At 61.8% G+C, this 12,110-nt stretch carries 10 protein-coding genes; 5 read left to right on the forward strand and 5 right to left on the reverse strand.

Going from position 1 to position 12,110, the window contains the following annotated elements; translation table 11 throughout:
* The first annotated feature begins 255 nt into the window (after positions 1-255).
* A complete protein-coding gene (gene sbcB / locus BLP82_RS07420) occupies positions 256-1,692 on the forward strand; it encodes an exodeoxyribonuclease I (protein ID WP_092166384.1) in 1,437 nt (478 codons plus the stop codon).
* A gap of 82 nt (positions 1,693-1,774) precedes the next feature.
* Here sbcB and mvaT read toward each other — a convergent pair whose 3' ends face one another.
* On the reverse strand, positions 1,775-2,152 hold the full coding sequence (gene mvaT, locus BLP82_RS07425; protein WP_003205091.1) for a histone-like nucleoid-structuring protein MvaT: 378 nt from the start codon (positions 2,150-2,152) through the stop codon (positions 1,775-1,777).
* Between the two features lie 304 nt (positions 2,153-2,456).
* Between mvaT and purU the strand changes: the two genes are divergently transcribed.
* Both purU and BLP82_RS31160 read left to right on the forward strand, forming a co-directional pair.
* Positions 2,457-3,305: a formyltetrahydrofolate deformylase gene (gene purU / locus BLP82_RS07430; protein ID WP_060740880.1), complete on the forward strand. Its 849-nt coding sequence runs from the start codon at positions 2,457-2,459 to the stop codon at positions 3,303-3,305.
* Between the two features lie 188 nt (positions 3,306-3,493).
* Positions 3,494-3,667 (forward strand): hypothetical protein, encoded by a 174-nt coding sequence (locus BLP82_RS31160; protein WP_170842278.1) that lies wholly within the window; start codon positions 3,494-3,496, stop codon positions 3,665-3,667.
* Positions 3,668-3,671: 4 nt separating this feature from the next.
* Here BLP82_RS31160 and BLP82_RS07435 read toward each other — a convergent pair whose 3' ends face one another.
* The 3 genes from BLP82_RS07435 to BLP82_RS07445 are packed head-to-tail and all read right to left on the reverse strand — an operon-like array spanning position 3,672 to position 6,539.
* Positions 3,672-4,667, reverse strand: a complete 996-nt coding sequence (locus tag BLP82_RS07435; protein WP_092166386.1) for a glucosaminyl phosphatidylglycerol flippase — start codon at positions 4,665-4,667, stop codon at positions 3,672-3,674.
* A complete protein-coding gene (locus tag BLP82_RS07440; protein ID WP_092166388.1) occupies positions 4,664-5,431 on the reverse strand; it encodes an N-acetylglucosaminyl phosphatidylglycerol deacetylase in 768 nt (255 codons plus the stop codon). The genes BLP82_RS07435 and BLP82_RS07440 overlap by 4 nt, the downstream gene beginning before the upstream one ends.
* Positions 5,432-5,447: 16 nt before the next feature.
* Positions 5,448-6,539 (reverse strand): N-acetylglucosaminyl phosphatidylglycerol synthase, encoded by a 1,092-nt coding sequence (locus BLP82_RS07445; protein ID WP_092166390.1) that lies wholly within the window; start codon positions 6,537-6,539, stop codon positions 5,448-5,450.
* A 330-nt stretch (positions 6,540-6,869) separates the two neighbouring features.
* On the opposite strand from BLP82_RS07445, the gene BLP82_RS07450 reads away from it, so the two are divergent.
* Positions 6,870-8,360 (forward strand): helicase HerA-like domain-containing protein, encoded by a 1,491-nt coding sequence (locus BLP82_RS07450; RefSeq protein ID WP_092166391.1) that lies wholly within the window; start codon positions 6,870-6,872, stop codon positions 8,358-8,360.
* Between the two features lie 137 nt (positions 8,361-8,497).
* On the opposite strand, the gene BLP82_RS07455 is transcribed toward BLP82_RS07450, so the two are convergent.
* Positions 8,498-8,953 (reverse strand): DUF721 domain-containing protein, encoded by a 456-nt coding sequence (locus BLP82_RS07455; RefSeq protein WP_003205074.1) that lies wholly within the window; start codon positions 8,951-8,953, stop codon positions 8,498-8,500.
* A 307-nt stretch (positions 8,954-9,260) separates the two neighbouring features.
* Between BLP82_RS07455 and secA the strand changes: the two genes are divergently transcribed.
* Positions 9,261-11,996 carry a preprotein translocase subunit SecA gene (secA, locus tag BLP82_RS07460; RefSeq protein ID WP_092166392.1) on the forward strand — a complete coding sequence of 912 codons (2,736 nt, stop codon included), beginning with the start codon at positions 9,261-9,263 and terminating at the stop codon, positions 11,994-11,996.
* The last annotated feature ends 114 nt before the right edge of the window (positions 11,997-12,110 follow it).

The following is a 12,110-nucleotide window of genomic DNA, read 5'->3' on the forward strand; positions in this document are numbered from 1 at the left end:
CATCATTCTGCGACCCCTCAGTGTTCACAGATCCCTGTGGGAGCGGGCTTGCTCGCGAAGACGGCGGTACATTCAACATCAATGTCACTGACCCACCGCTTTCGCGAGCAAGCCCGCTCCCACAAGAATTCTCGAGTGTTCACAGATCCAGTGTCCGACACCGCTCGCACATTGGTATTCAAAAGTTACAGCACTGCTGGTCGCAGGCGGGTTCGAGCGCCTAGACTTCGCCAGTCTTCAGTTCAGGAACAGCCCGTGACTTCCATCTTCTGGTACGACTACGAAACCACCGGCATCAACCCGCGTTGCGACCGGCCCTTGCAGGTGGCGGGTATCCGTACCGATTTCGAGCTCAATGAAATCGACGAACCGGTGAATCTGTATTGCCAGCCCAGCGATGACATCCTGCCCCATCCGGCGGCCTGTGCGATTACCGGCATCACCCCGACATGCCTGGCCGAGAAAGGCTTGAGCGAAGCTGATTTCATGACCCGTGTCCACGGGCAACTGGCCGCGCCCGGTACCTGTGGCGCCGGCTACAACACCCTGCGTTTCGACGATGAAATGACCCGCTACAGCCTCTATCGGAATTTCTTCGACCCGTACGCGCGGGAATGGCAGGGCGGCAACAGTCGCTGGGACTTGATCGACCTGGTGCGCGCGGCCTATGCGCTGCGCCCGCAAGGCATTGTCTGGCCCCAAGAGGACGGTCGCGTCAGCCTCAAGCTCGAACGCCTGACCGCCGCCAATGGCATCGATCATGGCCAGGCCCACGATGCGTTGTCGGACGTGCGCGCGACCATCGCCCTGGCCCGCCTGGTCCGTCAGCGACAGCCGCGGCTCTACGACTGGCTGTTCCAGTTGCGCAGCAAGCAGAAGGTGATGGACCAGATCCGTCTGCTGCAGCCGATGGTGCATATTTCCGGTCGCTTCTCGGCGGCGCGCAACTACATCGGTGTGGTCTTGCCGCTGGCCTGGCACCCGAAAAACCGCAACGCCCTGATCGTCTGCGACCTGCACCTGGACCCTCAGGGCCTGCTGGACGACGATGCCGAAAGCCTGCGCCAGCGTTTGTATACCCGCCGCGAAGAACTGCTCGAAGGTGAGTTGCCGGTGCCGCTCAAGCTTATCCATATCAACAAATGCCCGGTGGTCGCGCCGTTGTCGGTGCTGCGCGTCGAGGACCAGCAGCGGCTGGAGCTGGACATGGAGGGTTATCAACAGCGCGCATTGCGGCTAACTGACGCACAAAAAGTTTGGCAGGATAAACTTCAGGCTATTTATGGCCGCGAGGACTTCACCGCCAGCGAGGATCCCGAGCAACAGTTATACGCGGGTTTCTTGGGCGATCGCGATCGGCGTTTATGTGAACAAGTGCGCATGGCGGACCCGGCGCAATTGGCGCAAGCGCAATGGCCTTTCGATGATGAGCGTCTGCCGGAACTATTGTTCCGATACCGTGCACGCAACTTTCCAGACACCTTGAATCCTGAAGAGCAAGGGCGCTGGAGAATTTTCTGTCAACAACGTCTGTCCGCCCCGGAATGGGGAGCGCCTAATACCTTGCAAAGTTTTGACGAGGCGATGGGAGAGTGGCTGGCCCTGTCAACGCCGATGCAGCGAGAAGTACTCGTGGAATGGCAGGGCTACAGCCAGCAATTGCGCAAACGTTTAAGCCTTGAATCGCAATGAAATGAAAAGATAACAGGCACAAAAAACGCCAGTATTCACTGGCGTTTTTTTGTTCGCAAAGAAGCTTGCGCCGCGGTGAGGCTTAGCCCAGCAGGGTTGCCCAGCCTTCTACCACGTCACCGCCCCACTTGGCTTTCCACTCTTTCAGAGTCTTGTGGTTGCCACCTTTGGTTTCGATGACTTCGCCGTTGTGCGGGTTCTTGTATTGCTTAACTTTGCGAGCGCGCTTGGTGCCGGTAGTTTTCACGGCGCCACGTGGCGCTTTGCTCGACTTGGCTTCTGGATCCAGCAGGGCAATGATGTCGCGCAGCGACTTGGAGTATTCGCCCATCAGCGTGCGCAGTTTGCCTTCGAATTCAAGCTCGGTTTGCAGTTTGTCGTCTTGCGACAGGTTTTTCAGGCGAGCTTGCAGTTCTTTGATGGCTTCTTCTGTGGCGCGGTATTCATTGATCAAGGACATGTGGACTACCTTATGTAGGACGCGGGTGACAAGGAGACAGTGCGACAATAGTAATCAGACAGTTTCATCAAGTAAACATTTAACCGGTGTTTTATTTAATTAATTAGTGCCGCGCCACAAAAACGCCTGTTGCAGTTAAATACCGCGACAGTGTCTTCACATCTGTTCACATATAATCTGCTTTCCCGAGCCGTGCCGGCCATGGCCTGGGGCTGTCGTCCAGGATTCGGCGTGTCATCGATACTGCAGTTTTGCTGCGCAATGGCTAGAATGGCCGCCTTTGCGAAGTTCTGGAGTTCCCCTAATGCGCACTTTTCGTCTGGTGATTGCTTGCCCGGACCGCGTCGGCATCGTTGCTAAAGTCAGTAACTTTCTGGCGTCCCATAACGGCTGGATCACCGAAGCGAGCCATCACTCGGACAATCAAAGCGGTTGGTTTTTCATGCGTCACGAGATTCGTGCCGACTCGCTGCCTTTCGGCATTGAAGCCTTTCGTGAAGCGTTCGCCCCCATTGCCGAAGAGTTCTCGATGGACTGGCGTATCACCGACACCGCGCAGAAAAAGCGCGTGGTGCTCATGGCCAGTCGCGAGTCCCATTGCCTGGCTGACCTGTTGCACCGCTGGCACAGCGATGAGCTCGATTGCGACATCGCCTGTGTGATTTCCAACCATGACGACTTGCGCAGCATGGTGGAATGGCACGGCATCCCGTACTACCACGTACCGGTCGACCCGCAGGACAAGCATCCGGCGTTCGCCGAAGTCTCTCGACTGGTCAAGCAGCACGACGCCGAGGTGGTGGTGCTGGCTCGCTACATGCAGATCCTGCCGCCGGCCTTGTGCAGCGAGTACGCCCACAAGGTCATCAACATCCACCACAGTTTCCTGCCGTCGTTCGTCGGGGCCAAGCCGTACCACCAGGCGTCGATGCGTGGGGTGAAGCTGATTGGCGCCACCTGTCACTACGTGACCGAAGAGCTGGATGCCGGTCCGATCATCGAGCAGGACGTGGTGCGCGTCAGCCACAGCGACAGCATCGAAGACATGGTGCGTTTCGGTCGTGACGTAGAGAAGATGGTACTGGCCCGGGGCCTGCGTTATCACCTGGAAGACCGGGTACTGGTGCACGGCAACAAGACCGTGGTCTTCTGACTGGGTTTGGGGCGCTTGTAGGAGCTGCCGAAGGCTGCGATCCTTTGATTTTTCTCTTTCGCTTGAGACTCAAGCGGTAGGGGAAAGATCGCAGCCTCGCTTCGCTCGTCAGCTCCTACAGGCGCAGCCGAGCGGGAGCAATCTCTGGGTACAATGATTCGGGCAACCTTCTTACGAGAGCACGCGCCATGACCGATCCATTGGACAAAGCCACCTCCAAGGCGCCAGCCACCCTGGGCGAGGGCTGCCTCAGCCGCTATGACCCCGACGCGTTGAGCCCGGAGGATGGCACCGAGTTTCCCGATGCCGCGCAACTGTGGGAGCAATTGCATCCCCAGGACGAGCCCGAACAGACGCCTTGACCGGTCAGGCTTGCCTGAGCCTGATGAGCTTCTTGATCAACGGCCGCCCGACCATCAGGAAGAACACCGGCCCACCGGCCACCAAGTAAAAGTAATAGGTCACCGCCCGCCAGATCAGGATCGCCGCCGCTGCGGTGGACTTGCCCACCATGGGGGCCAGCAGCGCCGCCGACGTCAGCTCGGCCGCCCCGGCACCGCCAGGCAGCAGGCTGAACTGCCCCGCGCTCAAGGACAGCATCTGGATCAGGAAACTCCAGGCCCACTGCAAGTCCGCGCCCAGCCCCTTCAATGCCAGGTACAACACGCTGTAGCGAAGCGCCCAATGCAGGCAGGTCAGGCCGAAGACCTGGCACAACGTCTGTCGCGGCAATTTCAAGGTATCGGTGAAGGCCGCCAGGAAGTTCAGGATCTTGCGGCCCCAGCGTCGGCGGGTGGCGGTCTTTACCCGCAAGTGCCGCAGCACACGAGCGCCCAGCAGAATCAGTCGGCGGTGATAGCGGGCCACCAGCACGCAGCCGAACAGCCCGCCAAACAACGAAATCGCGCTCAACGCCAGCATCCATTCCAGGCGCTGGCTGAGGTTCTGGAACAGCGCGTAGAGCAGAATGCCCACCAAGGCGCAGAGGAAGAACAGCAAGTCGCTCAGTTGATCCATGGCGAACACCGCGCTGCCATGGGCCGGGCGCACACCGTTGCGCGCCAGCAGGGCCATCAGCGTCAGTGGGCCGCCACTGCCACCGGGCGTCGCGCACATGGCGAACTCGGTGGACATCACCACGCCCATGCTTTTCCACCCGCCGATGCGCCCACGGTATTCACCCAGCAGCAGGCGCAGGCGCACGGAATTCAAGCCCCAGCACAGCACGATCATGCCGAGCATGGTCAGCAGCAGGGACAAGGGAAAGCGCTGCACCCGCGACCACATTTCCCCGCCGCCGACCAGCAGCGGCACCAACAGCGCCGTGAGCAGGGCGGCGCCCAGCCAGATCAGCCGTTTCATGCGGCGCTGCGGGCCCGCAGCCCCTGGGTTGCCAGCCAGTCGACCTTGGTCATCGGCACGCGACCATCGTTGAGCAGGCGTTCGAGGGTACGCAGCCAATAGTCCCGGGAAAACCCGTGGCGCATGTCCACCGGGTGCAGGCCCAGGCGAATCACCGGGGCCTGGCGCCAGCGCTGTTCACGCTGGTCGCTGATGACCTTCGACAGGCCACGACGCCAGGCACTGCGGGCACTCCAGACCAGGCCCGGCGCGTCGATGGCGCTGAAGTCGGGCAGGCGATAGAGGTGTTGGGTGTCACTGGTGTAGCTCAGCGGTAACTGGCGCAAGGCTTGGCGCGTGCCTTCGCTCATCAGCCAGGCCGGGGCGACGAAACCGTCCAGGGGCCAATGGTAGCGCTCGAAGGTGTCGATCCCGGCGCGCAGGCGGGCGAGGGCGGCGGCTTCGGACAGGTTGTAGAACTCCCCCTCATGGGTATAGATCCGGCGCATGAACCAGTCCTTGGGGTGGCGGGCGACAGGGCCATCGTCGCAATGGTAGTAGCCATGCAGCACCAACTCGTCGCCGCGCTCGACCCGACGGTCGAGCAGGCGGCGAAAGTCGGGGTGAGCCTCCAAGGCATTGGCCCGGTGAAAGTCCGGCACCACCAGCCAGGTCATCGGCACTTGGCCGAGGGCATCCACGGCTTCGACGAAGGGCTGGTAGTCGGGCCAGGTTTGCGGTGCCACGTCGTGCAACACCAATAGCACGCTGGGCGAATAACTCATCGACACGGTCCTCGCCTCAACCATTGGCCAGCAACGGCATTTGTTCGCCGAGCACGGCGTAGTAGTGCCCCAGCAAGCTGTTGACCACGGTGTCCCAGGCGTAATGACGCTCCACATGCCGGCGCGCCAGCAGGCCACGGCGTTGGCAGCCTTCGCTGAACAGTTGCCGCACGGCATTGGCCATGGCCTGCGGATTGTTGGGTGTGCACAGCAGGCCGCAGTCCTCGTGGACGATTTCGGTGAAAGCCCCGGCCGCCACCGCCACCACGGGAATACCGCTGGCCATGGCTTCGAGGATTACCAGGCCGAAGGTCTCCTGGTCGCCGGCGTGCACCAGGGCATCGGCGCTGGCCATGAGCCGGGCGACTTGCGGCGCCGGGCAGAATTCGTCGACCACCGTGACGTTGTCCGGCACCACGGCGGGCATCGACGAGCCCACCAACAACAGGTGATAGCGCTCGCCCAGGCGTTTCATGCACTTGAGCAGCACCGGCAGGTTTTTTTCCTTGGAGCCGCGACCGGCGAAAATCAGCAGGCGCGTGTCTTCGGCGATACCCAGCTCGGCCCGCAATCCCGGGTCGCGGGCGGCGGGGGTGAAGGTTTGCAGGTCAACGCCCAAGGGTTGTACATAGACGTTCTTGACCCCCAGCCCGGTCAGCTTGTCGGCCATGACCTGGCTCGGTGCGAGGACCCGGTCGAAATTGCCGTACAACTTGCTGACATAGGCTTCGATATTGGGGGTGAACCAGTTGCCCATGCGGTTGCTCACCAACAGCGGCAGGTCGGAGTGATAGAAGCCGATGACGGGCACGTCGAGCTGACGGCGGGCATCCAATGCGGCCCAGGCGGTGAGGTACGGATCGCCGACCTCGATCAGATCCGGTTGCAGATCGCGCAGGACATTGCGCCAGGGCGCCAGGCGAAGGGGGAAGCGATAGCCCTTGCCGAACGGCAGCGCAGGGGCTGGCACCTTGTAGATTCCGTCGTGCTCGCTCAAATGCGCGCCGGGGATCAACAGGCTGTGGCGAATACCGGGCCGATCGCCCAGGCGCCGGTGCTTGGCATCCAGATAAGTGCGCACGCCTCCGCTGGCGGGGGCGTAGAACATGGTTATGTCCGCTATATGCACGATGAACGTCCCTCCGGTCTGTGTTCTCCTGTGTTGACCTTTATGAAGAATAGATGTTCGGTTGGGGTTGTGGGGCGGGTGCGCTGCCAGTGGAGTATTGCGGGGTTTGACAGGGCCTCATCGCGAGCAAGCTCGCTCCCACATGGGATCTGTGCCCCGCCCCAAATCTCTGTGGGAGCGAGCTTGCTCGCGATAGGGCCTGCCCAGGTTCGCAGCTATTATTCCTGCTGCCAGGGCCTTGATGCGCCAGGCATGCTTTTATATAAGCGTGCAAAATGGCGTCATATCGCAAACACCACGGGTGACCACATGCCTGACTCATCGCAACTCGTTATTGGCGCCGACCTCAGCGGCCAGCCCATCGCCCAGGCCATGCGCCTGGCGAACCGTCATGGCCTGGTGGCGGGCGCCACCGGGACCGGCAAGACGGTCACTTTGCAGCGCCTGGCCGAAATGTTCAGCGATGCCGGCGTGGCGGTGTTCGCGGCGGATATCAAGGGTGACCTGTGCGGCCTGGGTGCTGCCGGCAACCCCCAGGGCAAGATCGCCGAGCGCATCGCCGGCATGCCCTGGCTCGACCACAAGCCCCAGGCTTATCCGGTGACCTTGTGGGATATCCACGGCCAGTCCGGGCATCCACTGCGCACTACCCTGAGTGAGATGGGGCCGTTGTTGATCGGCAGCCTGCTGGAACTCACGGACAGCCAGCAGTCGGCGCTCTACGCCGCGTTCAAGGTGGCCGACCGTGAAGGCCTGTTGTTGCTGGACCTCAAGGACCTGAAGGCGCTGCTCAATCATCTCAAGGACAACCCCGAGCTGCTGGGGGACGACGCGGCGCTGATGACCACCGGCTCCAGTCAGGCGCTGCTGCGGCGTCTGTCCACTTTGGAGCAGCAGGGCGCGGACGCGTTGTTCGGCGAGCCGGCGTTGCAGCTCGAAGACATCCTGCAACCGGCCAGCGATGGCCGTGGTCGCATCCACTTGCTCGACGCCAGCCGCCTGGTCCACGAAGCGCCGAAGGTCTACGCGACGTTCCTGCTGTGGCTGCTGGCCGAGCTGTTCGAACAGTTGCCCGAGCGCGGCGATGCGGACAAGCCGCTGCTGGCGCTGTTCTTCGATGAGGCGCACTTGCTCTTTGCCGGTACGCCCAAGGCTTTGCAGGAGCGCCTGGAGCAAGTGGTGCGCCTGATCCGTTCCAAGGGCGTGGGGGTGTATTTCGTGACCCAGTCGCCGGGCGATTTGCCGGACGATGTGCTCGCCCAGTTAGGGTTGCGCATCCAGCACGGCTTGCGGGCCTTCACGGCCAAGGAACAGAAATCCCTGCGGGCGGTGGCCGACGGTTTCCGGCCCAACCCGCAATTCGATGCCCTGGCGGTGCTGACCGAGCTGGGCATCGGTGAAGCCCTGGTGGGCACCTTGCAGGAAAAAGGCACGCCGGAAATGGTCCAGCGCGTGCTGGTGGCGCCCCCGCAATCACGCATCGGGCCGCTGAGCGAGGCCGAGCGCGCCGGGTTGATCGCCCGTTCGTCGCTGCAAGGGCGCTACGACAAGCCCATTGATCGCGAATCGGCCTACGAAGTGCTGATGGGACGCAAGGGGCTGGAACCCCAGGCCGAAGCGGTTCCGGGCAAACCAGCGGCCGAAGAACCCAGCTTCACCGAAAAGGCCGGCGAGTTCCTCGGCACGGCAGCCGGCCAGGCGCTTAAATCGGCGATGCGCCAGGCGGCCAATCAATTGGGCCGGCAACTGGTGCGCGGGTTGATGGGGTCGTTGCTGGGGGGCAGCAAGCGGCGCCGTTAGTCGAGACCGAGTCGCCCCCTTCGCGAGCAAGCTCGCTCCCACAAGGGATTGGTGTCGTACGCGAAATAGGTGGCCGCTGCAGTTCCACTGTGGGAGCGAGCTTGCTCGCGATTGCTATCTAGCCGGCGCCGAAAATCTCAATCCTTGGGCCGCGCATGCGCCGCCAACCGCTCCAGCGCCGCCCGCAGGTTGGGATCGGTGATGCCGTCGGCGGTGGCCTGGATGGTTGCCGCGGCGTCGGTGGACAGATCCAGCGTATGGCCCTTGGCGCCGACCTGGACGGTGGGTGGCTGCACCTTGAACAGGATCCGCGTCAGGTTGGCGAACTCTTCGAACGCCTGGAGTTGGCGCAGCAGGCGTTTTTGCTGGTAGCGCAGGCGCGTGGCCCAGTGGCCGTCGGTGACGATCAACAGCAGGCTGCCTTCGCGCCAGGACGCCACGTGGCAATGCTCGCGCGCGGCCGGTTGCAACTGGCTGTCCAGCAGGCGCTGCAAGTGGCCCAGGCGTTTGGCGTGGCCGAAGATGGCTTTCAGCGGCTTGGCTTCGCGCAGCAGAACGGCGGGCGCTTTGGCTGGAAGAGGGCGGAAGGCCATGAATGAATACCGCAAGTGACAGAGGCGCCATGGTAGCAGAAAGCGCCGGACCCGCCTCGACCCTCTCGCCCAGCGGCTTTTGGCCACACAATCAGTGAGTAACTTCTGCGCTTTGTGGGTTGAAGTTCGCGCAAAAGCCCTTATTTTAGGGTGGCCCCGTCACAGCGCTGTGCCAGCATCGTGGAATAACGCCACTTTCCTCTCCATCGTTTCCGGGTAGAATGCTCGTTCGCATGCGGCCATGAGGGCTGCACGGGCGACTCATGGGGCCGCCCTCCATCCCTTTAGTGTGGAAGATCCTGCCGATATGTTTGCGCCTTTGTTAAAGAAACTTTTTGGAAGCAAGAACGAGCGTGAAGTCAAGCGCATGCTCAAGACGGTACAGACTGTCAATGCCTTCGAAGAGCAAATGGTGGCCCTTTCGGACGATCAGTTACGCGCCAAGACTGCCGAATTCAAGGACCGCATCGCCAAGGGGGAAACCCTTGACCAGCTCCTGCCCGAAGCCTTTGCGGTCGCCCGTGAAGCCGGCAAGCGGATCATGGGCATGCGCCACTTCGACGTTCAGTTGATCGGCGGCATGACCTTGCACGAAGGCAAGATCGCCGAAATGCGTACCGGTGAGGGCAAGACCCTCGTGGCGACCCTGGGTGTTTACCTCAACGCACTGTCCGGCAAGGGCGTGCACGTGGTGACGGTCAACGACTACCTGGCCCGCCGCGACGCCAACTGGATGCGCCCGCTCTACGAATTCCTCGGCCTGACCGTCGGCGTCGTCACGCCGTTCCAGCCGCCGGAAGAGAAGCGCGCCGCCTATGCCGCCGATATCACCTACGGCACCAACAACGAATTCGGGTTCGACTACCTGCGCGACAACATGGCGTTCAGCATGGAAGAAAAATTCCAGCGTGAACTCAACTTTGCCGTGATCGACGAAGTCGACTCCATCCTCATCGACGAAGCCCGTACCCCGCTGATCATTTCCGGTCAGGCCGAGGACAGCTCCAAGCTGTACATCGAGATCAACAAGTTGATCCCGCAGCTCAAATTGCACGTCGAGGAAGTCGAAGGCGAAGTGACCCAGCCCGGGCACTACACCATCGACGAGAAGACCCGCCAGGTCGAACTCAACGAAGCCGGTCACCAGTTCATCGAGGAAATGCTCACCCGCGTCGGCTTGCTGGCCGAAGGCGAGAGCCTGTACTCGGCCCATAACCTGGGCCTGCTGACCCACGTCTATGCCGGCCTGCGTGCCCACAAGCTGTTCCATCGCAACGTCGAATACATCGTCCAGGATGGCCAGGTCGTGCTGGTGGACGAACACACCGGCCGTACCATGCCGGGTCGTCGCCTGTCCGAGGGCTTGCACCAGGCCATCGAAGCCAAGGAAGGCCTGAACATCCAGGCCGAGAGCCAGACCCTGGCCTCGACCACCTTCCAGAACTACTTCCGCCTGTACAACAAGCTGTCCGGCATGACCGGTACCGCCGACACCGAGGCGTTCGAATTCCACCAGATCTATGGCCTGCAAGTGGTGGTGATCCCGCCGAACAAGCCACTGGCCCGCAAGGACTACAACGACCTGGTGTTCCTGACCGCCGAAGAGAAGTACGCGGCGATCATCAACGACATCAAGGACGGCATGGCCCAGGGCCGTCCGATCCTGGTCGGTACCGCCACCATCGAGACCTCCGAGCACATGTCCGCCTTGCTCAACAAGGAAGGCATCGAGCACAAGGTCCTCAACGCCAAGTTCCACGAGAAGGAAGCCGAGATCATCGCCCAGGCCGGTCGCCCGGGTGCGCTGACCATCGCCACCAACATGGCCGGTCGTGGTACCGACATCCTGCTGGGCGGCAACTGGGAAGTGGAAGTCGCCAGCCTGGAAAGCCCGACCCCCGAGCAGATCGCGCAGATCAAGGCCGACTGGCAGAAGCGTCACCAGCAGGTGCTGGAGTCCGGCGGTTTGCAGGTGATCGCCTCCGAGCGTCACGAATCCCGTCGTATCGACAACCAGTTGCGTGGCCGTGCCGGTCGCCAGGGCGACGCCGGCTCCAGCCGTTTCTACCTGTCCCTGGAAGACAGCCTGATGCGCATCTTCGCCTCTGACCGGGTGAAGAACTTCATGAAGGCCCTGGGCATGCAGCCCGGCGAGGCGATCGAGCACCGCATGGTGACCAACGCCATCGAGAAGGCCCAGCGCAAGGTCGAAGGCCGCAACTTCGATATCCGCAAGCAATTGCTCGAGTTCGACGACGTCAACAACGAACAGCGTAAAGTGATCTATCACATGCGTAACAGTTTGTTGGCCGCCGACAACATTGGCGAAACCATCGCCGATTTCCGCCAGGACGTGCTCAACGCCACCGTCAGCGCCCACATCCCGCCGCAGTCGCTGCCGGAGCAGTGGGACGTCGCCGGCCTGGAAGCCGCCTTGCAGAGCGATTTCGGCGTGGCATTGCCGATCCAGCAATGGCTCGACGAAGACGATCACCTGTACGAAGAAACCCTGCGCGAAAAACTGCTGGCCGAACTGATCGCTGCCTACAACGAGAAGGAAGACCAGGCCGGCGCCGAGGCACTGCGCTCCTTCGAGAAGCAGATTGTGCTGCGGGTACTGGACGATTTGTGGAAAGACCACCTGTCGACCATGGACCACCTGCGCCACGGTATCCATTTGCGTGGTTACGCCCAGAAGAATCCGAAGCAGGAGTACAAGCGCGAGTCCTACACGCTGTTCTCCGAGTTGCTCGATTCGATCAAGCGCGACTCGATCCGCGTGTTGTCACACGTACAGGTTCGCCGCGAAGACCCAGCCGAGGAAGAGGCTCGCCTGCGTCAGGAGGCCGAAGCCCTGGCTGCGCGCATGCAGTTCGAACACGCCGAAGCCCCTGGCCTGGAAGTGGTCGCCGAAGAGGGCGTCGATGTGGATGTCGCCCTGGCGACCGCACCGGTGCGCAACGAGCAGAAGCTGGGCCGCAACGAACTGTGCTATTGCGGTTCGGGCAAGAAATACAAGCATTGCCACGGGCAGATCCAATAAACCCGTCTCAACGCTGAACCACCCGCGCCGCGACCGGATTCCATCCGTCGCGGCGTTTTGCCATTTTGATTCGCCGTCCCAATGAGGACGGCGTCGATATACATCTAATTTAGG

Origin of the sequence: Pseudomonas sp. NFACC37-1, from assembly GCF_900101575.1 — a bacterium.
Lineage (GTDB): Bacteria > Pseudomonadota > Gammaproteobacteria > Pseudomonadales > Pseudomonadaceae > Aquipseudomonas > Aquipseudomonas fluorescens_AA.